Source organism: Pseudomonas sp. OST1909, assembly GCF_015277575.1.
Classification (GTDB): domain Bacteria; phylum Pseudomonadota; class Gammaproteobacteria; order Pseudomonadales; family Pseudomonadaceae; genus Aquipseudomonas; species Aquipseudomonas synxantha_A.
The window spans coordinates 1,606,977-1,628,677 of record NZ_CP063780.1 but is presented as its reverse complement, the minus strand read 5'-3'; the positions used below and the strand labels follow the sequence as shown (position 1 = coordinate 1,628,677).

The 21,701-nt window shown below is 60.5% G+C and carries 16 protein-coding genes; 5 read left to right on the top strand and 11 right to left on the bottom strand.

Annotation, left to right across the window (positions count from 1 at the left end; genetic code table 11):
• The first annotated feature begins 63 nt into the window (after positions 1-63).
• The 3 genes from IH404_RS06985 to IH404_RS06975 are packed head-to-tail and all read left to right on the top strand — an operon-like array spanning position 64 to position 3,637.
• Complete coding sequence (locus tag IH404_RS06985; RefSeq protein WP_032877539.1) at positions 64-1,965, top strand: sensor histidine kinase; 1,902 nt, start codon at positions 64-66, stop codon at positions 1,963-1,965.
• On the top strand, positions 1,962-3,299 hold the full coding sequence (locus IH404_RS06980) for a sigma-54 dependent transcriptional regulator (RefSeq protein ID WP_005785243.1): 1,338 nt from the start codon (positions 1,962-1,964) through the stop codon (positions 3,297-3,299). The genes IH404_RS06985 and IH404_RS06980 overlap by 4 nt, the downstream gene beginning before the upstream one ends.
• The gene (locus IH404_RS06975; protein WP_005785241.1) at positions 3,299-3,637 is read left to right on the top strand and encodes a GlpM family protein; all 339 of its coding nucleotides are present in this window, start codon (positions 3,299-3,301) and stop codon (positions 3,635-3,637) included. Before IH404_RS06980 ends, IH404_RS06975 begins: the two co-directional genes overlap by 1 nt.
• Positions 3,638-3,761: 124 nt before the next feature.
• Here the strand turns inward: IH404_RS06975 and IH404_RS06970 are convergent, their stop codons facing one another.
• From IH404_RS06970 to IH404_RS06945, 6 genes are all read right to left on the bottom strand, one after another.
• On the bottom strand, positions 3,762-5,159 hold the full coding sequence (locus IH404_RS06970) for a sigma-54 dependent transcriptional regulator (RefSeq protein ID WP_005785239.1): 1,398 nt from the start codon (positions 5,157-5,159) through the stop codon (positions 3,762-3,764).
• The gene (locus tag IH404_RS06965; protein WP_005785237.1) at positions 5,149-6,927 is read right to left on the bottom strand and encodes a HAMP domain-containing sensor histidine kinase; all 1,779 of its coding nucleotides are present in this window, start codon (positions 6,925-6,927) and stop codon (positions 5,149-5,151) included. The genes IH404_RS06970 and IH404_RS06965 overlap by 11 nt, the downstream gene beginning before the upstream one ends.
• Complete coding sequence (locus tag IH404_RS06960; protein WP_005785235.1) at positions 6,927-8,051, bottom strand: GNAT family N-acetyltransferase; 1,125 nt, start codon at positions 8,049-8,051, stop codon at positions 6,927-6,929. The genes IH404_RS06965 and IH404_RS06960 overlap by 1 nt, the downstream gene beginning before the upstream one ends.
• A gap of 77 nt (positions 8,052-8,128) precedes the next feature.
• Complete coding sequence (locus IH404_RS06955; RefSeq protein ID WP_005785233.1) at positions 8,129-9,022, bottom strand: alpha/beta fold hydrolase; 894 nt, start codon at positions 9,020-9,022, stop codon at positions 8,129-8,131.
• The gene (locus IH404_RS06950) at positions 9,019-10,413 is read right to left on the bottom strand and encodes an aminotransferase class III-fold pyridoxal phosphate-dependent enzyme (RefSeq protein WP_005785231.1); all 1,395 of its coding nucleotides are present in this window, start codon (positions 10,411-10,413) and stop codon (positions 9,019-9,021) included. Before IH404_RS06950 ends, IH404_RS06955 begins: the two co-directional genes overlap by 4 nt.
• Positions 10,406-11,110: an MtnX-like HAD-IB family phosphatase gene (locus tag IH404_RS06945; protein WP_005785229.1), complete on the bottom strand. Its 705-nt coding sequence runs from the start codon at positions 11,108-11,110 to the stop codon at positions 10,406-10,408. The genes IH404_RS06950 and IH404_RS06945 overlap by 8 nt, the downstream gene beginning before the upstream one ends.
• A 226-nt stretch (positions 11,111-11,336) precedes the next feature.
• Here IH404_RS06945 and IH404_RS06940 point away from each other — a divergent pair, with 226 nt between their 5' ends.
• Complete coding sequence (locus IH404_RS06940; RefSeq protein ID WP_005785228.1) at positions 11,337-12,107, top strand: MipA/OmpV family protein; 771 nt, start codon at positions 11,337-11,339, stop codon at positions 12,105-12,107.
• A 108-nt stretch (positions 12,108-12,215) separates the two neighbouring features.
• On the opposite strand, the gene IH404_RS06935 is transcribed toward IH404_RS06940, so the two are convergent.
• From IH404_RS06935 to IH404_RS06915, 5 genes are all read right to left on the bottom strand, one after another.
• Positions 12,216-12,620: an EamA family transporter gene (locus IH404_RS06935; RefSeq protein WP_005785226.1), complete on the bottom strand. Its 405-nt coding sequence runs from the start codon at positions 12,618-12,620 to the stop codon at positions 12,216-12,218.
• The gene (locus tag IH404_RS06930) at positions 12,617-12,997 is read right to left on the bottom strand and encodes an EamA family transporter (RefSeq protein ID WP_005785225.1); all 381 of its coding nucleotides are present in this window, start codon (positions 12,995-12,997) and stop codon (positions 12,617-12,619) included. The genes IH404_RS06935 and IH404_RS06930 overlap by 4 nt, the downstream gene beginning before the upstream one ends.
• Positions 12,994-13,914: an arginase gene (locus IH404_RS06925; protein WP_032803279.1), complete on the bottom strand. Its 921-nt coding sequence runs from the start codon at positions 13,912-13,914 to the stop codon at positions 12,994-12,996. Before IH404_RS06925 ends, IH404_RS06930 begins: the two co-directional genes overlap by 4 nt.
• 184 nt (positions 13,915-14,098) lie before the next feature.
• Positions 14,099-14,752: a DsbA family oxidoreductase gene (locus IH404_RS06920; protein WP_005785221.1), complete on the bottom strand. Its 654-nt coding sequence runs from the start codon at positions 14,750-14,752 to the stop codon at positions 14,099-14,101.
• Between the two features lie 54 nt (positions 14,753-14,806).
• Positions 14,807-15,826, bottom strand: a complete 1,020-nt coding sequence (locus tag IH404_RS06915) for an alpha/beta hydrolase (RefSeq protein ID WP_005785219.1) — start codon at positions 15,824-15,826, stop codon at positions 14,807-14,809.
• A gap of 297 nt (positions 15,827-16,123) precedes the next feature.
• Here IH404_RS06915 and IH404_RS06910 point away from each other — a divergent pair, with 297 nt between their 5' ends.
• The gene (locus IH404_RS06910; RefSeq protein WP_194440193.1) at positions 16,124-21,694 is read left to right on the top strand and encodes a DUF6543 domain-containing protein; all 5,571 of its coding nucleotides are present in this window, start codon (positions 16,124-16,126) and stop codon (positions 21,692-21,694) included.
• Positions 21,695-21,701: the final 7 nt, after the last annotated feature.

The following is a 21,701-nucleotide window of genomic DNA, read 5'->3' as shown; positions in this document are numbered from 1 at the left end:
GCAAGCCCCCTCCCACACTGGATCGCACAGGCTGGCAGCTCTGGTTGACCCAAGGCATCTGTGATGAAATGCGACCCCAATCAATATCGCGCCGCACCGCCATCACTTGCCGTGAAGCCTCGTCTGATACGCCAACTGTTCCTTCCGCCGTTGATCATCGCCCTGATGATCGGCCTGGGTTATATCGGCTTTTGGGTCAGCGAGTACTATGGCATCCGCACCCTCAGCGACAACGGCGAACGCCAGTTGGAGTTGCACGCCCGCACCGTCGAAAGTGAACTGAGCAAATACACCTACCTGCCCAGCCTGCTGGAGCTGGAGTCCAGCGTGTCGCAATTGCTGGCCGAGCCGAATCAGGAAACCCGTAAAACGGTCAACGACTACCTTGAGGGCCTGAATCGTCGCAGTCGCAGCAGAGCCATCTACGTGATGGACACCACCGGCCGCGTGCTGGCCACCAGTAACTGGCGCGATGCCGACAGTTACCAGGGTGAGGACCTGTCTTTTCGCGCCTATTTCCAGAATGCCGTACGCGGCCAACCCGGCCGTTTCTACGGTATCGGCAGCACCAACGGCGAACCCGGCTATTACCTGGCCCATGGCCTGGAAGAGCACGGCAAGATCATCGGCGTCGCCGTGGTCAAGGTGCGCCTCGAAGCCCTCGAAGAACGCTGGCAGCGTGCCCGTCTCGAGGCGTTCGTGAGCGACGAGAACGGCATCATCATTCTGTCCAGTGACCCGGCGCGCCGCCTCAAGGCTGTACGCCCGCTGAGCGATGACACCAAGGATCGCCTGGCCCACAGCCTGCAATATTACTGGGCGACGCTCAATGAACTGCAACCCCTGGCCCGCGAGCGCCTGAACGAAGGCACCGAGAAACTGACCTTCCCGGCCAATTCGGAAGTGGTCAACGACCAGCACGCTGTCAGCTACCTGGCGCAAACCCGACCGCTCAACGACACGCCGTGGAATTTCACCCTGCTCACCCCGCTCAATGACCTGCGCCGTGCCGCGATCAATCAGGGCATTCTGGTAGCAGTTGCCTTCGGCCTTGTCGCCTTCCTGCTGATTGCCTGGAACGAGCGACGCAAGGTCATCGCCACCCGCCTCGCCGCTCGGGAAGCCCTGCAGGAAGCCAACAGCCAACTGGAGCGGCGGATCGCCGAACGCACCGCCGACCTGCGCGCCAGTAACGAACGGCTCAAGGGCCAGATCCGTGAACGGCGCCAGGCCGAAGAGACCCTGCGCCGCGCCCAGGACGAATTGGTACAGGCCGGCAAACTCGCCGCCATCGGCCAGATGTCCACCAGCATCGCCCACGAGTTGAACCAGCCGCTGGCCGCGCTGCGCACCCTGTCCGGCAATACCGTGCGCTTCCTTGAGCGCGGCGCCCTGGACACCGCCAGCACCAACCTCAAGACCATCAACGAACTGATCGACCGCATGGGCCGTATCACCGCCAGCCTGCGCTCGTTCGCCCGGCGCGGCGATGACCAGGGCGAAGCCAGCCTGGGCAAGGCCGTGGACGCTGCGTTCCAGGTGCTGGGCGCACGCCTGGACGGTTTGCCACTGACCTTGCACCGCGACTTCGCACCCGCCCAGTTGCAGATCGACCAGACACGCCTGGAACAGATTCTGGTCAACCTGATTGGTAATGCTCTGGACGCGATGCAGACGCAACCGGCGCCGCAATTGTGGTTGGAGGGCCAGAGTACCGAGGGCAAATACCGCCTGCTGGTACGCGACAATGGTCACGGCATCGCCCCTGAGGCACGCAAGCATTTGTTCGAACCTTTCTTCACCACCAAGCCCGGCGAACAAGGCCTGGGGCTGGGCCTGACCCTGTCCGCTAGCCTCGCAGCCGCGACCGGTGGCAGCCTGGCCGTGGAACACCCGGCCGGTGGTGGTACTGCCTTTGTCCTGAACCTGCCGCTGGCGGGCGCTAAAAAAGTTGAGTCGACATGAATACTGATCCCCAAGACCTGACCGTGCTGATCGTCGAAGATGATCCCCACGTGCTGCTCGGTTGCCAACAGGCCCTGGCGCTGGAAGACATCCCCAGCGTCGGCGTGGGCAGCGCCGAAGAAGCGCTCAAACGTATCGGCGAAAACTTTGCCGGCATCGTCATCAGCGATATTCGCCTGCCGGGCATCGATGGCCTGGAGCTGCTGACCCGCCTCAAGGCGTTGGATAAAAGCCTGCCGGTGGTCCTGATTACCGGGCATGGCGATATTTCCATGGCCGTCGGCGCCATGCGCAACGGCGCCTACGACTTCATGGAAAAACCCTTCTCTCCCGAGCGCCTGGTCGATGTTGCCCGTCGCGCCCTGGAGCAGCGTGGGCTGGCACGAGAGGTCTGGTCACTGCGCCGCCAGTTGGCCGAGCGTGATTCGCTGGAAGGCCGCATCATTGGCCGCTCGCCGGCGATGCAGAACCTGCGCGAGCTGATCGCCAACGTCGCCGACACATCGGCCAACGTGCTGATCGAAGGCGAGACTGGCACCGGCAAGGAGCTGGTTGCCCGTTGCCTGCATGATTTCAGCCGACGCCACTCCCATCAGTTCGTCGCCTTGAACTGCGGGGGCCTGCCGGAAAACCTGTTCGAAAGCGAAATTTTCGGCCACGAGGCCAATGCCTTCACCGGCGCCGGCAAACGCCGCATCGGCAAGATCGAACACGCCCACCAGGGCACGCTGTTCCTCGATGAAGTGGAAAGTATGCCGATCAACCTGCAGATCAAACTGCTGCGGGTGCTGCAGGAACGCACCCTGGAGCGCCTGGGATCGAACCAGAGCGTGGCGGTGGATTGCCGGGTAATCGCTGCCACCAAGTCCGACCTCGACGAACTGAGCCGCGCCAACCAGTTCCGCAGCGACCTGTACTACCGCCTCAACGTGGTCACCCTGGAACTGCCGCCTTTGCGCGAGCGGCGCGAAGACATCCTGCAACTGTTCGAACACTTCCTGCAGCAATCGTCGCTGCGCTTCGACCGGGCGGTGCCGGAGCTGGACAACCAGACCCTGTCGAGCCTGATGAGCCACGACTGGCCGGGCAACGTGCGTGAACTGCGCAACGTCGCCGAACGTTTTGCCCTGGGGCTGCCCGCCTTCAAGAAAAGCGGCGCCAGCAGCGGCAACCACGGCCTGGCCTTTACCGAAGCGGTGGAAGCCTTTGAGCGCAACCTGCTGGTGGACGCCCTGCAGCGTAGCGGCGGCAACCTGACCCAGGCCAGCCAGGAATTGGGCATGGCCAAGACCACGCTGTTCGACAAGGTCAAGAAATACGGGTTGAGTCACTGATGGATCTGTTCTTGAAGGCCGCACTTGGCGCGGCGGTGGTGCTGATCCTGGCGGCACTGGCCAAGACCAAAAACTATTACATCGCAGGCTTGGTGCCACTGTTTCCGACCTTCGCACTGATCGCCCACTACATCGTCGGCAAAGGGCGTTCGGTGGAGGATTTGAAGACCACCATCGTGTTCGGGATGTGGTCGATCATTCCGTACTTCGTGTACCTGGCGACCTTGTATGTGATGGTCGATCGGATGCGGCTGGAGGCATCACTGGCAGTAGCTGCCGTGGCCTGGTTGATGGCCGCGACGATCCTGGTCAGCATCTGGGTTCGCCTCCACTCCTGACTCAACTCGGTCAACAATGTGGGAGGGGGCTTGCTCCCGATAGCGGTGGATCAGTGAAATAGGTACTGACTGACACACCGTTATCGGGAGCAAGCCCCCTCCCACATTTTTTGCCCGCCGTGTGTCAGCGGACGATTTTGTCGACTTGAATCCCGAGTTTTTTCAGGCGATACCAGAAACTGCGTTCGGAAATGCCGATCCGCTGCGCCGCCGCGGCCTGCACCCCGTTGCTCTCCTGCAACGCCGCCAGGATGTAGGCTTTCTCCACCTCGGCCAGCGCCGCATCCAGATCCTGCGGCACGCCCGGGCCGTCGCTGAGGATCGCCGTCACATCGCCCTCGCTCGGTTTTGAAGCAAACAGATAACCCGGCAAATCAATATCCTCGATCACCGGCGACGCTGCGACGATGGTCGCGCGCTCCACGCAGTTTTGCAGCTCGCGGATATTGCCCGGCCAGTGATACGCCGCCATCGCCTGCAATGCCTCGGGGCTGAAGCCGGTAATGCGCTTACCGGCGGTGGCGCTCAAGGTCTGGGCGAAATGCCGGGCCAGGGGCGCGATATCTTCCACGCGCTCACGCAGGGCCGGCAATGGAATCGGGAAGACGTTGAGGCGGTAGTAGAGGTCTTCGCGAAACTCTTTGTTCGCCACTGCGTCCAGCAGGTTCTTGTTGGTGGCGGCAATGACCCGCACATCCACCTTGCGCTCGCGTGGGTCACCCACCGGCTCGATGACCCGCTCTTGCAAGGCGCGCAAAATCTTGGCCTGCAACGCCAGGGGCATGTCCCCCACTTCATCGAGGAACAGCGTGCCCTTGTCGGCCTGCATGAAGCGCCCTACCCGGTCGGCCACGGCGCCGGTGAAGGCACCTTTGCGATGGCCGAACATCTCGCTTTCCAGCAAACCTTCGGGAATCGCCGCGCAGTTGACGGCCACAAAGGGTTTGTCGGCACGGCTGCCATGCTTGTGGATGGCGCGGGCGACCATTTCCTTGCCGGTGCCGCTTTCGCCGGTCAGCAGGATGGTTGCGCTGCTGTCACGCACCGAATCCACGGCTTGCAGCACCTTGCGAAACGCCGGGCTGTCGCCCACCAGGCTGTCGAACTGCGCATGTTCGTCCAGCTCTGCGCGCATCCGTGCGTTATCGCGCATGATGTCGCGAAATTGCAGGGCCTTGGCCACGGTGATGTCCAGCTCATCGATATCGAACGGCTTGGCGATGTAGTCATAGGCACCGTTGCGCATCGACTGCACGGCATTTTTTACCGTGCTGTAGGCGGTCATCACAATCACCGGCACCTGTGGATAGCGCACCTTGATCTCGGCCAGCAATGCCGGCCCGTCCATGCCCGGCATACGCCAGTCGCTGATCACCAGGTCGATGTCCTCCTCGCCCAGCACCTTGAGCGCATGCAGGCCGTTGCCCGCGCTGAACACCTGGATACCGTTCTGGCTCAGGGCCTGGGTCAGCAAATCACAGAGCTTGGGCTCGTCGTCGACCACCAATACGTTATGCGTCATGCCCGTCCTCATCCTCACCGTCGTCTTCACCGTTAGCCGGAATGTACAGGCTGAAGGTGGCGCCGGCATCTTTCTCACTGGCGCATTCGATGCTGCCGTCGTGACTTTCCATGATCGAATAGACTTTGGCCAGACCCAGGCCGGTGCCCGATGCCTTGGTGGTGACAAACGGCGTGAAGATACGCTCGACCATATCCGCCGGGATACCCTGACCGGTATCGGCGATGCTGATCACCGTGTTGTCGCCCACGTTGCGGATGCCCAGGGTCAGGCGCCCGCCTTCGGGCATCGCGTCGATGGCGTTGAGTATCAGATTGAGGCAAGCCTGCTTGAGCTGCTTGGCATCGGCATAGATCGTGGCGTCGGGCGCCTGGTCGTCAATCTGTGCATCAATATTGTGGGTGCTCAGCTCCGGGCCGCAAAAACCGAGGATTTCTTCCACCAGGGCACGTGCCGGCTGCAGCACGCGTATCGGTGGATTGGGTTTGGCGAAATCGAGGAACTCGGTAATCAGCTCGTTGATGCGGCTGACCTCGCTGATGACGTACTCCAGGTGACGCTTGTCGGTTTCCGCCAGGTCGGCACGCCGGTGCAACAATTGGGTGGCGGTCTTGATGATGCCCAGCGGGTTGCGGATTTCATGGGCCAGGCCCATGGCGACTTCACCCAGGGCATGCAGCCGATCACGCCGGCGCAGTTGGGCTTCCAGGTGGTGCAGTTCGCCGAGGCGCTCGGTCATGTGGTTGAAGGTACTGCTCAACTGCGCCAGTTCATCACCGCCACTGACCACCACGCGATGCGCGTAACTACCGGAAATCACCGCGTTCACACCTTGGGACAAGTCGCGCAGCGGTTTGGTCAGGCGCTGCGACACCAGCACCCCGGCCGCCAGTGACAGCGCCGAGCTGAGCAGGAAGATCAGCACGAACAGGTTGCTCTGGTTCACCAGCCCTACCAGGCTGGTGTGACGCAACAGGCCGCTGAATATAACGCCTTGCAGTTCGCCGGCATCATTGAAGATCGGCCAGTACAAACCGCTGTACTGGTTAGTGAATTGCTCGCTGGGCTGCTTGGTGCTGCGCAGCGCGGCTTCGACGTTCTTCGGGATGCGCGAAGGGTGATTCTCGAAACGCTGGGTGGAAAATATCTCGGAAAAACCCGCCGGGTTGGCCAGGTACAAACGCAGGTCCAGGGAGTGCACATCGGCCACGCTGGTGAGGAAACTGCTGTCCAGGTAGGTCGCCACCAACAACAGGTAATCAACGCCATCGCGGCTGGTCTCGAAGGTTGACACCACCAGCCCCGTGCTCACCCCCGCGACTTGCACGGTCTGCAGCACGGCATTGCTGGTCAGGTTGATCTGCCTGACGATGTCATCGGCGGCTGTGCTGAACACCACTTTGTGGTCGCTGGTGCGAATCAGCGCGACCACGTCGATATCGGTGGCATCGGCAATGTCGGCGGTCAGCCGGTCATGCCTGGCCGCCTGTTTCGACGACGGTGGGCTGGTATAGCGCAAGAACAGCTTGGCCATGCGCGCGTTGTCATGAAGGATGTCACCGATCTCATCCTTGACGATCTTGGTCGATTCTTGCAGCCAGATACGCACGTTGCTGTCGAAAATCTGCGACAGCGTGGTGGCGGCCAGCTCAGCGGCAATCATGGTCGGAATAACGCTGACCAGCCAGAACGCCAGCACCAGCTTGCGCTGGACGCTCCAACGCGAAATGGCAAAGGGGCGGGCTTTCTGGCGGGTCTTGGTGATCATCAGGTTTCGCTTATCGCAGCAGCCATGGCAGGGTCGGAACGATCCGGTCGAATAAACAGTTTTACAAGCTTGAGCAGGCCGTTGACCAGCCGGTTGCGATGGCGAAAGAACAGGCTGTTGCCCTCGAACTCGCACCCCAGCCGCAGTTTACTGGCATACCCGGCCTGGCCGCACTCGTACACCGGGATATTGTGTTCAATACAATAGTCGACATTGGTCAGCCAACTGCGAAAGTACAGGTTGTACTCACGGCTGAATTCGATGTCGTGGCCAAAGAACTTATCCACCAGCCGCTGCTCATCCAGCAGGATCAGGTTGAACGCCACCAGGCGTTCGTCCACCCAGTAAAGAACACAGACCGCCCGCTCGTGAAGGTGTTCAAGCACGCCGGTGAAGTAAGCGGCAGGCAGGCGCTCGAACTGTAGATCCGCGCGCGCAAGCGTGGCCTCGTACAGGCGCATGATCTCGGGCAGCACATCATCGACGTTGTGCCGCCACTCGATGCGCGGCCCGGGTGCCCGTAGCTTGCGGCGCAGGTCCTTGCGCGTGGATTTGCCCAGCGAGCCCAGGTACGCATCCACCGACCCGTAGGGCAACGGCAACACCCCGGTCGGCAAGCTCGGCATGGTCTGAAAGCCGGCTGCACGACAACTGTCGGCCCAATGCGGGTCGTTGGTCGGCGCGTCCTTGACCGCCACCAGCCCAATACCGAAGTGGTCGGCATCCCGACGCGCAGCCGCCAGTAACTGCTGCAACAACAACGCGCGGCGGCCCTCGGGCACATGGCTGGCGACCCCCGCATCACAACGCTCAGCCACCGGCGAACCAATGGCGTACAGCGCCAATTGCAAAGCCTGCGGCCACAGGCGAGCCAGGCGTTCGGTCACGCGCTTGCCCGCCCCCGACACCGTGGTGTCGAGGCGATAATGGGTAATGAACGCAGCAGCCACAGCCACCAGCGTTTCATCTTCGTAGACCGCCAGGTAACGCCACTGAAAATCATCGATAGCGGCGTTTTCCACGGCCAGGTAATAGTCCCAATCCTCCAGGGCACCGGGAAAACAGTCGTTCCAGGCATCGCGCTGGATCGCCCGGATGGTCGGGAAGGCTTGGGTGGTTATCACAGATTGCCCTTATTTCTATGGCGAACGCCGATCAAATGTGAGAGCTGGCTTGCCGGCGATGCACGCCCCTCGGTGCGTCAGGCAGACCGCAGTGATGCCATCGCCGGCAAGCCAGCTCCCACCTTGACCGGCGTTGACCTGAAGGCTGTGTGCTGCTCGACAAACTCGGCACTCAACTCGATCACCCGTCGGTATTGCAGGTCGACCGTGATCATGTGGTAGCAGTTATCCAGCAAAATCTTGGTCACCGGGCCACCGAGGTGGCGTTCCACGTAGTCGGCGTTCCAGCGGCTGGTGATGTCGTCTTCGATGGAATGCAGCACCAGCGCCGGCACCTTGATGTCGGGCATGCGCTTCTTGACCACCGCGTTCATGCGGTGCAATTCGCGCACGGTGATGCCTTCCATGGTCAGCAACCCTGCCTCGCTGCTCTCCCCTTCCTTCATCTGCCGTTCGACGATGGCCCGCAGGCGCTCATTCTTGATGCCGTAGGGCGGCTTCTCTTCGAAGCTGCAAACGTGCACGCCGAATGGAATCTTCATCAGCAACGGCGTGAGGAACGCCAGCTTGTTGATGCTCCAGCCGTCGTACTTCAGGGTGGTGGAGTACATCAGCAGCCCGGCGACCTGGCCTGGGTGTTCGGCGGCCACATACATAGACATCACCGCGCCCATGGACAAGCCGCCGACAAACACCTGCCCGTGGCGTTGCTTGACCTGCAGGAAGGTCTTGCGCACGCCTTCGTACCAGTCACGCCAGCCGGTAGCCTGCAAGTCGCTGTTATCGCCGCAGTGCCCGGCCAACGTGGGCACATACACCGTGCAATTGCCTGTCTTGGCCAGGCCCTTGGCGACCTGGCGCAACTCGGTCGGTGTGCCGGTCAGGCCGTGGATCAACAGGATCCCGACCGGACCTTCACCGAGAACGAAGCCGGCGGTACCTTCACCGAGGTCGATCCCTTGCGCATTCACCGATTGGTCGCTCGCACCAGCAGTTGCTCAAGCAGCTTGAGACCCAATTCGATTTCCGGGTAGCTGATTTCCAGGGACGGTGCCAGGGTGATCACGTTCTTGTAGTAACCGCCCACGTCGAGGATCAGACCCAGCTTCTGGCCGTCCACCACCATGTCGCCTTTCATGCCTTCCTCGACCATATAGTCCAGGGTCGCCTTGTCTGGGGTGAAGCCGTCCGGGCCGCAGATTTCGCAGCGCAGCGCCAGGCCCAGGCCGTCGACATCGCCAATGATCGGGAAGCGTTTTTGCAGGTCCTGCAAGCCTTCCAGGAAGAACTTGCCCTTGGCCATGACCATCGCGCCGTAATCGACTTCGTTGGTCATCTTGAACATTTCCAGGCCGACGGCGGTGCCCAACGGGTTGGAGGCGAAGGTGGAGTGAGTCGAACCTGGCGGGAACACCTTCGGGTTGATCAACTCTTCACGGGCCCAGATACCGCCCAATGGGTTGAGGCCATTGGTCAGGGCCTTGCCGAACACGATCACGTCCGGCTGCACATCGAAGTGCTCGATCGACCAGAGTTTGCCGGTGCGGTAGAAGCCCATCTGGATTTCGTCGGACACCATCAGGATGCCGTGCTGGTCCAGGACGTGCTTGAGCTCGCGGTAGAAGTTCATCGGTGGGATCACGTAGCCGCCGGTGCCCTGGATCGGCTCGACATAGAAAGCTGCGTATTCGCACTGGTTGGTTTTGGGGTCCCAGACGCCGTTGTATTCGGTCTCGAACAAACGGGCGAACTGCTGCACGCAATGGCTGCCGTACTCTTCCTTGGTCATGCCCTTCGGGCCACGGAAGTGGTAAGGGAATGGGATGAAGTTGGCGCGTTCGCCAAAGTGGCCGTAGCGACGACGATAGCGGAAGCTGGAGGTGATCGACGAGGCGCCGAGGGTGCGGCCGTGGTAGCCGCCTTCAAAGGCGAACATCAGGCTTTTGCCGTTGCTGGCGTTACGTACCACTTTCAACGAGTCTTCGATGGACTGCGAACCGCCGACGTTGAAGTGCACGCGGCCGTCGAGACCGAACTTCTTCTTGGCGTCGACCGCGATCATTTCCGAGAGCTCGATCTTGCCTTTGTGCAGATACTGGCTGGCAATTTGCGGCAGGGTGTCGATCTGTTGTTTCAGCGCATTGTTCAGGCGCGGGTTGGCGTAGCCGAAGTTGACGGCCGAGTACCACATCTGCAGGTCGAGGTAAGCCTGGTCTTCGGTGTCCCACACGTAGGAGCCTTCGCAACGGCTGAAAATACGCGGAGGCTCGATGTAGTGAACGGTGTCGCCGTAGGAGCAATACTTGGCTTCTTTATCCAGAAGGATCTGGTCTTCGGCGGTAGCGATACGGATATCAGACATGATGGAAGAGTTCCTGAGTGTCAGAAGAGGTGTTGAAGGTGGTGGCGTTGGCGGCGATGCCTTGGGGCAGCTTGGCCAGCAGTGCGGTCACTTGCGCAAAGGTGTCGAAGCGCGCGTGAGGAATGTGGTTGGCGACGCAGTAGTCGGCGAGGCTGCCCTTGGCGAACACGAAGTCGGCGGTGGACGCCACGCACATGTCGGACTTGCCGTCACCGATCACCAGTACGCGCTTGTTGCGCGGGGTGGATTTGCACTTGCAGTTGCCGGAAGCGGCGCGGCAAGCATCGCTGGCGTAGGGGAAGTCGATACGCCAGCTGTTCTGGTCGACCTGGCGCAGACGGTTGGCGAGGATCGGCAACAAGGTCACGTAATTGCGCGACAGGATGCGCGCGATGCCCTGTTCGATGCCGTCGCTGACCACCTCGATAGAGGCGCCCAGGTCCATGACGTGATCGACGAAATCCGGGAAGTCCGGGTCGATCTCGACGCTGTCGAAATACGCCAGCAGTTCGCTTGGGGTGGCCTTGATCAGCGCCAGTTGGCGGCTCAGGCATTCGCGTGAACCGATATGCCCGTCCAGCCATTGCTGTTCAATGGTTTCCCACTCGGGGCCGGCGAAGCGTTGGAGGACGTTGTCGATGACATCCGTGGGGGTAATGGTCCCATCGAAGTCACACACGATATGCCAGTGGATCATCTACCTGTACCTGAGAGAGCGCGCTGTATGCGCTTGCAACAGGGATAGAGCAGGGAGTGTGCCAACTAGTCAAAACCCAGTCGGGCTGGGGGTTTGCCGGCAGAGTCGCAGTGATAGGCGTGCTGCAAGCTACAATTTTTGTAGCTTGCTACAAACAACATGAGTGCTTGCGCAGGCGCGAGGGTTTGCGCGTTCATGCGCGCCTGTCACCTCAGGAACGTACACCATGACCAACATCACTTCTGCCGTATTCGCAGGTTTGCTCGGCCTATGGGGCTGCTCCAGTGCGGCCTGGGCAGACGGCATCAGCGGCGACGTGGGCGCGGGCCTGAGCTATCAGCCCCATGACCCGACCGGCAGCCGCTACGAAACCCGGCCCGTGCCCTACCTGGACCTGGATTGGGGCGACGTCAGCCTGAGCACCGACGACGGCCTGACCTGGAGCGCCCTGAACACCCACGGCATCACCGCCGGCCCCTATATCAATTACCTGGCAGGGCGTACCTCCAACGGTGAGTTGCAGGGCTTGCGCAATGTGTCGGACATGGCTGAGGTCGGCGGTTTCATCCAGTACGCCCCGGCCAATTTCTGGCGGGTCTACGCGCAGCTGGGCCAGGCCGTGGGCGGCGGTCACTCCCAGAGCGGCACCCTGGGTAAGATCGGCGGCGAACTGGGCTACCCGTTGGGCGGCGGGATTATCGGCAGCAGTGGCCTGGTGGCGCATTTTGCCGATGCGCGCCAGGCCAATACCTTCTTTGGCGTAGACAACAACGAAGCTGCCGCCACCGGCTTTCGGCCCTACAACGCCAGCGGCGGCTTCCAGAACGTGACGTTGAGCCAAAGCTTCGCTTTTCCCCTGGCGCCCCACTGGTCACTGCTGACCAGCGCAAGCTGGGTGCATCTGGTGGGCTCGGCGGCCCGGAGCAGCATCGTCAAGCAGGCCGGCGAGGTGAATCAGGGGCAGGTGCAGACGGCGATCAGCTACACCTTCGATTAAAAACCGACGCAGTTCTGCCTTAAGTAAGCAGATCCAAATGTGGGAGGGGGCAAGTCGAATCGTCGCACCGCCCCTCCCACATTTTGCCTGTGTTTCGCAGCAGAATTTTCAGTGCTCTTCGCCCTCAGCCAACAGCGCGATACCACCGATAATCACCACCACCCCTACCCAATGCAACAGGCTGATGTGCTCACCCAACCCCAACCACGACCCCAGCAGCACCGCCACAAACACCAGTGAACTCAGGGGAAACGCCAGCGACAAACTGCTGCGCCGCAAGATCAGCATCCACACAAAAAACGCCCCCAGGTAACTGGCAATCGCCGCCAGGATCCCCGGGTTACGCGCCACGTCGGCCAGCCACTGCCAGGTGAAATCCATCTGCCCCAATTGATCACCAGCCACCTTGGTAAACAATTGCCCGGCGCTTTCGGTGGCAATCAGTAGCGCCCACAGCACCAGGGTGCCCAGGCGCCCATGTAACCAACCGCTATCGACTGTCTGCGTCGTCATGCCTGGCTCCCCGCAATCGCTACCAACATCACACCCAAGGTAATCACCAGCGTGCCCAGCCAACGCCTTGGGCTGACCCTTTCCTTGAGCACCACCCTGCCCGCCAGAACCACCAGGCAATAGGCCAAAGCCGCCAACGGAAACAGCAGACTCAATGGCGCACGGGACAGGGCTTCGAGCCAGACGAAAAACTCGATGACATAGGCGCCGACGCCCGCCCAGAGCAGTGGAGCATTGAACACCTGGCCCCAGAATGCGCGCAGGCTGAACCCGTCATCGAGTTGCGGTAAGCGGTCCACGCCCAGTTTGAAACACAGCTGGCCAATTACATCGAGAACAATGGAAAACGCCAGCAGCAACACCACGGTCAGGGTCACGGGAACAGCTCCTCAAACAGGTTGATCAAGGCCTCATTGGTCGCGGCATTGCGCTGCAAGTCTTGCGCGCTCCAGCGCTGCGGTGGCGGCTGGTCGGACTTGGCTTCCCAGCGCTTGAACGCGTTGCTGAACACCGGCGTGGCGAACTCACCGCACACGTCGATGCCAATGATGCGTTTATGCGCCGCCAACGCCCGCAGGGCCTGGAGCAGATGGGTCAGGCGCATACCGCCCTGGTCCCAATTGGTGGCGGCGTCTTCGCTGGCCAGCACATCCTTGTCGATGGTGATCCAGATCGCTTCGGTGGGCAGGCTGGCGATCATCTGGTCGAGGAATTTCGCCCAATCGAGCTCTGCCAGGTTGCGCCAGTGCAGGTGGTTTTCCTGCTGCTGGTGACCCGCTCCATCACCGACCCGACCCCAGACCTTCGACGGCGGGTGCTGCCAGGGAAACAGCTGCAATTGCCCGCGCTTGAGCGCGCCAAGGTTGCCGCCACGCAGTTGTGGGTTATGCAGGTCATCGCTGCACGGGCCGAGGGTGACGATGCGCTTGATCGCCGGCATCTTCAGTGCGCGGTTGACCCACGAACCACAGTGGCGCTTGGGCGCAAAGCGTACCCAGTCGGGGTGGTTGTCGAAGTGGATCAGGCTGACGGGCTCTTTCAGATCAGCCAAAAAGGCCGGCGTAAGGTGGTGATAGTCGCCGGAGCCGACAAACAGGATTTCCGGGCGCGCATCCCTGGGCCGAGACCGTTGGGCCAGGCGTTCGGTAAATCGTTTCCAGGTTTTTTCTGTGGACCACAGGCGCAGTTTCGGCCCCAGGTCGAGCAGGTCCAGACGCGTGGCCCGGCCGCTGGCCAACCGCCGGGCAATGGGCGCCTGACCGGTTAGGCTGTGGTCGAGGTCAAGTATGTTCAAGGTAGTTTTCACCCCTAATGGCAGCGCCCAACCGCAGGCCGGCCGGGCTTTAGGGGGGTAATGCAAGGGATGGGCCAGCGCTTGGATGAGCGCCGTTTTTGAAAACAATGAGTATCAAGTGTGGGAGCTGGCTTGCCTGCTCCCACATTAGAGCTGGCTTGCCTGCTCCAACATTAGAGCGGCGTCAGGATCGCGCTTCGGCAATGATCTGGCGAATCGCGCCCACAAAGGCTTCAGCCGGCTGGCCGCCGCTGACAGCGTACTGGTCGTTGAACACAATGGTCGGCACCGAGGTCACTCCGCGGGTGATCCACAGTTTTTCCTGCTCGCGCACTTCGGCGGCATATTCATCAGAGGCAAGAATTTCGGCGGCGCGCTTCAAGTCCAGGCCGACGCTTTCGGCAATGATCGCCAGGGTCGCGTGGTCGGACGGGTCCTGGCCATCGCTGAAGTACGCCTTGAAGAGGGCTTCCTTGAGGTTGTACTGCAAGCCTTTCAACCCGGCCCAATGCAACAGGCGATGCGCATCGAAGGTGTTGTAGATGCGGCTCTGGCCGTCGGTGCGAAAAGCGAAGCCCAACGCTGCGCCCATGTCGCGGATGCGCGCACGGTTGGCCTGGGATTCTTCGGCGGTGGAGCCGTATTTTTCAGTGATGTGCTCGACGATGTTCTGACCTTCGGCGGGCATGTTCGGGTTCAGCTCGAACGGCTGGAAATGAATCTCGGCCTGCACCTCGGCGCCAAGCTGGTCAAGGGCTTCGGTCAGGCCGCGCAGGCCGATGATGCACCAGGGGCAGGACACGTCGCTGACGAAATCGATTTTCAGGGCAGTACTCATGGTAGGCAACCTCGCTGGCATTAATGCGCCGCAAAGCTACACGATACACCACCGCTACAGCAGCTTCGACCGCTCGCCCTGGTCAATCTGCGCCCAGTGCGCCGTATCCTGGCGATGGGCTTGCAGGTAAGGCAGCACCGCCGCCAGCAACGGCGCCTTGAACGCTTCCTGGAAACGGTGGGCCAGACCCGGGATCAATTTCAGCTGACTACCCTGGATATGCGCGGCCAGGTGCACACCATGCATCACCGGTAACAACGGATCGGCCGTGCCGTGCACCACCAGGGTCGGCACGCGCAGTTGGTTGAGCAACGGCACGCGGCTCGGTTCGGCAAGGATCGCCATGATCTGACGCTTCACGCCTTCCGGGTTAAACGCGCGGTCGTAGGACTGCGCCGCCTGATGCAGCAACGCCTGACGATCATCCTTTACATTCGGGCTGCCCAGCGCTGCGAGCAAATCGGCTTGCTGCTCCAGAGCCACTTCGCGATTGGGCGCGCTGCGCCGCGAGAGCAATTGCACGAGTGCCGCGTTCGGGGCGGGCAGGCCCTCGGCGCCGGAGCTGGTCATGATCAAGGTGAGGCTTTCCACCCGCTGCGGCGCCATTGCCGCCAGGTGCTGGGCGATCATGCCGCCCATGCTTGCGCCAAGGACATGGAATTGCTGCACCTGCAACGCATCCATCAAGCCCAGCGCGTCGTCGGCCATGTCGGTCAACGTATATGGCGCAGCCACCGGCAAGCCGAGCTTGTAGCGCAGCACCTCGAAGGTCAGGTTGGCACTGGCCGGCGCTTGCCGCCAGGTGGACAGGCCGACGTCACGGTTGTCGTAGCGGATCACCCGAAACCCTTGCTCGCACAGGGCGACCACCACTTCATCCGGCCAGTGGATCAACTGCCCACCCAGGCCCATCACCAGCAGCAAGGCAGGGTCTGACGCCCGCCCGATGCTCTGGTAGGCGATGCTCACCTTTTCCAGGTCGACGGTTTGGGTCGGGACATTGACATCACATCGAGAAGCCGCAAAAGACGGCAGGCCGAATAAAAGAGCGGCCAGTAGAAGCAACACACGCATGAAAAACACCGAAACGCAGAACCCCAGTAGAGCGCGAGTCTGATGAAGTTTGTGCAAGCGCGCTGCCACGGTTGCATGACAATTTGATGAATGACGCTAAACGGTCATCGGTCTCTAACTATGTAGGCCACAACCTTGCGCTTGCTCAACGTTAATGAGGCTCCCTTTATTTACGCGAGCACGATCCCATGGCCCTCCAGGCGCAACTACGCAGCAAGGCCCAGGAACCGATCACCACAGGTCGTGCCATGCGCACTCGCCAGTCACTGCGTATGCTCTACTTCAAGGATTGAAACCATGACCCACACAACAAGCCCCACCGATTTCGGCGCCTGGTCTCCACTGCCGCTAACGAGCATTGACGAAGACCTGTTGGTCGACGCCACACAACGCTGGCAAGACTGCCGCAGCGATATGCTCACGCTGATGGCCGGCATTCCCACGGTTCGCAGTTCGATCAACCGCCTGCTCCAAACCGATCTGCAACTGGACGGCGAGCGCGTGATGCTGCAGTTCTCCGCCACCGAACAACGTGGCCGCAGCCTGATCAGCCTGACCGATGCCTGCCTCTACCTGCAGCAACACCCCAGCCTGGACACCGCGCAAATACCGGAATGCAACCTGCTTTACCTGCCAGCGCAACACACCTTGGCGCAGCACACCGCTGCCCAACTGCTCAATGAGCTTAAAACCCTGGATCTGGAGCAAGCCATAGAGGACAACTGGTTGCGCTATTGGCGCACGGAGCGGGCCCCCAATACGCCTCTGACCTGCCTCAACCGGGCGATCGAACTCTACCGGATCCACTTCGAAGCCAGCGGAGAACACTTGCTGGCCGAGAACAAGGTCCATCCCGAAGTGCTCACACCGTTGTTCTCACTGATCAACCCGGTAGCGCCCACGGCCGACGCGCCAAAATTCTGCGCCGAGCAGCTGTTGCTCAAGCGCACCGGGGCCAATACCATCGCGCTGCCCGGCGCCTGGGTCCTGACCCTGGATACAGAACAACCGGTCAGCCAACTGGTGTACCTGCCGACACAGGCGCCTGCCTGGCATACCTTTAGCCGGCGCCTGGACCTGGAACGCTGGTTGCTCGACCGGCAGACCACGTTGTTCGCAGCCAGCGACATCGATCCCCTGGCCATCATCGAGTACAAGATCAACAACAACCCGCTGGAAGCCGGCCTCAATCTTTGGCTCAAGCAGTTGGCCAACCAGCAATACGAGGACGCGATCAAGCCGTTGGCCCACGTCAAGCTCCACGATGCCTACCAAGCCAGCCAGCATATTGACCAACGCGATGTCCAGCGCCGGGCCCAGGCACTCTTTGCGCAAGCGCCCGAACAACCGGGGACGACCGTCGATGCACAGGTCGACAGCGACCTGCCACAGTTCGGCCTGCTGCATAACGGCATACACGCCAGCCAACGCAAGGTCTTGATACGGCAGCACCGCCTTGCCCTGGAAAAACTGCTCGGCAGCAACACCCCGACGAGCCCAGCCTGGCAATCGTTCGAGCAGCAACTCAATAACCTGAAAGTGCAGCAACGCGCCGCTGAAGACGCGGCACGCGCCATGCTGAACCGTAGGCACCTGGATTTAGCCGCACTCAACACCCACTACTCCGCGCTCTACCAGGCGCGCGTGCAGGGGCTGCGGATCGAAGCGAACATTCAGCGAACCCTGGACCAGATCACCGAAGCCGAACTGCTACAGATCACCAGCGCCCTCGACACGCCTAAGCCCGACGTCATGGCGTTGATGTTGTCGGTCAAGCGGCCCGGCGATCTCCAACCGACACACACCGAACTCAACGGACCGCTGGTCTTGCTCCCCCCCCAGGCCCCGCAAACCCCTACCAACGGCAGCGGCACGCATTTCATCTACTGGCCCGGTAACGACGGCGGCTTGCAACGCTTCGCCTCCCGACAGGCGCTGGAAGAAGGTTTGTTCGCCATCCATCCCCAAGATGAGGTGCTGGCCCTGCGGTTCAAGCCATTGACACAAGCCCCCTTCGAGTACAGCCTGAGCAGTCAACAAACCGCCTTCGAAGAACAAGCCGCGAGCCTGCGCCAAACCTGGTCCGCCCCCGAACAAGCATCAAGACTTGCCAGTGAGTTGGAAAAGCTGCGCAAGCAAACACTCCCGACGCTGCTGCTCCCCAATAACATGGCACGCGAAGTGGCGTTTTTACAGCTTATCGAGCAACACAACAGCCAGGTGCTTGCCGAGCTGCTGCCAGAGTGGCTGCGCACAAACACCGCTGAAAATCGAGAAGCCTTCAAGGCGATGCTTCCGACCTACGTTCGTGCCCTGAAAAACGCGCAAGCGCTGATGGAGCGCTCGTTGTCACCTCGCGACGAGTTTGTCAGGAAAACGATCGACGCACGTTTACGCAAGGATTTCTCCCTTAAGCAAGGTTTTACTCTCGACCTGGAATTGCCCGACTCGGTGGTGCAAAAACCTAATATCTTCCTCGATTCATTACCGAACGCACCCCATATCCTCTTCGACGAGCCCAGCGCTGAACGCAGCAAGGTATCTCTGGACGCACTGGCGCTGCAAAATCTCGACAGTGCCCTCAGTGCACGCCTGAAGTTCGTGAGCGTCGAGGTCACCGCCGACGACGTCAATGAGCGCGATGTACTTAAGGCTGGAGTGACGGAGCGGTACCTGGCCAGCACCATTCGCGATCTCAACCTGGCGCAGAAGTATGAAGACCTTATCCGCCAAACATTCAAAGGTGGGCCAGAGGAGTCCATGCACCAGAAACAATACCGACACGAATGCCTGACAGAACCTCTGCGTCTATTGCTCAAGATGCAGGGCAGACTGGCCGTCATGCAAAACCACATAGACACAGGCCAATTGCTCCTGCTGAACATCGCGATTGACGCCGCCACCCATGCCGCCTGGAACATTGATGGCAAGCGCATCCGCCTACTGCCGGCTCACCTGAGCGCAGGCGGCAAGGATACGAACGACGAGAGCCCAATCACGCTGTCGGGTATCACGTTTATCGAAGAGCAAAACTCGGGAAATACCTTGCTCTATCTGCCTGAGGCGCCCGATGAACGCTACTTGCGTGGGTTTACCAGCCTTGAGCAGGCGCGCATTGCCCTATTTGAGCTGTGCAACCTCGACTCCATGGCGACCTACGTGGCGGGGCGCGCGATCAAGGGTGATGTGCGGGCCCACGCCGCGCGCATCGGCGACGCCAGCGGCAAAAAATACAATGCAATGATCCAGGCCGGCTTCCCCTGGCCGGCCACCACGTCCCTGGCTGCCTATCAGTTGGATGCCCAAATGGGCCGCCTGATCGAGGCCAACCGCAATGACGCACGCTCCAACGACGACTTGGCAAATGAACGGTACGCACTCAAGAGCGGAACGCTTCTTCTCGGTATCAAAATCGCCGTGTCTTTTGTGCCCTTTGTAGGTGCCGTCGTATCCCTTGTGGACGCCTCCACCACCATGAATCAAGCGGTGGCCGCGTTTCGGCGAGGTGACACCAAACAAGGCCTCGAACAAATGATCTCGGCGCTCCAGTCTCTGGCCCAGGCGGTTGGGGACGTCGCGATATCCGCCGCCTTACCCGGTCCACGCGGCAGTGCGGCCCGGCAAATGACTCGCGCTCATCAGCTCAAACACCTGCCTGGCACCAGCTTGTGGCGATCATTGAAGTCCCGCCAGGGAACAACCACCCGCGAGCGCTTCGCCGGCTTCGAGCACCCCGAGACCATTAAGGCCGGCAATCTGCAACCGGTGTTGACCGGGCCCTATCGCCACACCTTGCGCCATAACGTGTCCGGCGATTACTTCATCCTCAGTGAAGGGCGTTATTACAGGGTCAGGTTCGACGCCTCCATCGGAAAAATGCGCCTGATTGCCAGAAACAGGTATGACAGCGTGGTCATTGAACTGGACCCTGCCCTGCAATGGGACACCTACGGCGCGCTGCACGGTGGTCGCAACACCGTTTATGGCGGTGGCAGCCGGCGCGGAGGACGCGGGGGAGGCCAGCCGGGGAGCGTTCCACCTGCAGTCAATCGAGAACTCCCGGCATCCGCGCTAGAGGTCAATACGCAGCGCGCTACGCTCGGTAAAAATGTGATAACCCAACACAACGACCTTGTGACCCAAGTCGATGCCTGCACCGCAAAATTAAGAAAACACGCAAACGACTATCCAGACCCCCAAGTCGCGTCCACTCAAAGAACAACAGACAGCAAAGCCCTGGATGTCGACCTGGCCAGGGACATCGAAAGCGCCAAGAAGATGTATACGTCGCTCGAACTGGCCCAGCAACAGCAAGTCCGCCTACCCAACTTCAACTATGCTGTACAACTGAGTAAAACAGCCCACATTGTGTCTGACCGACTCAATCACCTGATTCACCATGCCACCAATCGGTCCGTGGCGTCATTTGACCGATCCATGGCGATCATCCAGCAGCTGGATAACCTGCCTTCAGCCTCCCCCATCACTCAAACACTGCTCAGTGAAGTGAGGCAATGCCGCCTGGACATACTTGATGATCTTAACGTGATAGAGCGCTCGATGAAGGACATGGGCACCTGGAGCAAACGCATTACCGCCAGAACGGCACGCACTGAGGTCGCGGCCAACCTGGCTTATTGGAAGCAGAGATTTACCGACCTGCGCATTACCAGTATGCGCAGCGGCCAACTGTTGCACCCAATCACCCGCCGACAGCAAACCGTGGACATTGACTGGATCTACCAGGAAACTGCGGTGAATCAGGCCAGGAACAACGTCAGCCGCGCTCTAACCGCGCACATGACCCTACCCGAAGCCAATATCAGCCGGGTTGAACGCAATCGAATATTGCAGAACTGCATCAAGGTCTATGAAGAGTTTTCACGTGATCTGAGTGCCTGGAACGAGAGGTCACCAGATCATTTCGATCCGAACTTTTTCCAACTCATGCAAAAAGACCTTGACCGCTTGATTCGAAAAGCCGAACGGGCCATCAAGAAACCCGCCTCCGAGCCCAATCCAAACGCTACTCGGACCGCCTTTGAAACCGAGGACGGGCAACTATTGATAGGCACCGAAAAACCCGCCGGGCAACAATCACCGCGACAATTCATCATCAGCGACGCCGACGGCAATCCCACTGAGGTATGGGATAAGATTGGCGACAGCAACACCTACCGTTTGAACCTGACCCAGAGCCAACCTGCCGCCGCCCCGCCTGCGCTGCCCACCGACCGCCGCGCCACACTTGCGGATGCCCGTACCCGCCTGGACGGAGTGGATGCTTATGAACAGCAGGTGCGAGGGTACAAAACCATGGAGCCGATCAACCTCGAACACAGGCTGGTCACCGAAGCCAAACAACTCAGGACTCGCGCCAACAACGTGCAAAGCCTCGACGCGGGCAACCCGATTGTCGATCAATTGCGCATTCGTGCAACTGCGCTTGAACAGGCAGGCGAAGCCTTACGGATTCAACGTAGCCTGGAAAGCCCAACGCCGACTGAAGGCTACCTGGACTATCTGGTCGGTAAAGGCCGAGTGGTGATTCGAAAAATCGGCGCGCGTAAAAAGCTCAGGGACAAACGCCCCGACGGCAAAGACGACTACCTGCAGGAATACGAGATCTACGACTCGAACCGGCAGGCTAAGGCTGACCAACCGATCTGGTACGCGCACTTTCACTATGACGCGCTGCAGTCCTCGTTCGACAGTTTCCCCAAGGCGCATTTAAAGCTCTTTGCACAACGCTACTTGGGCATGAAATGGCAAGCCGCAGCAGAGGGACTGGCCTTTGTAGACACTAAAATCTGGCGTGGGTCTATCGAAAAGCCCTTCGCCAGAATGCACTTCCAGGCGCTGAAGTAATCCCAAC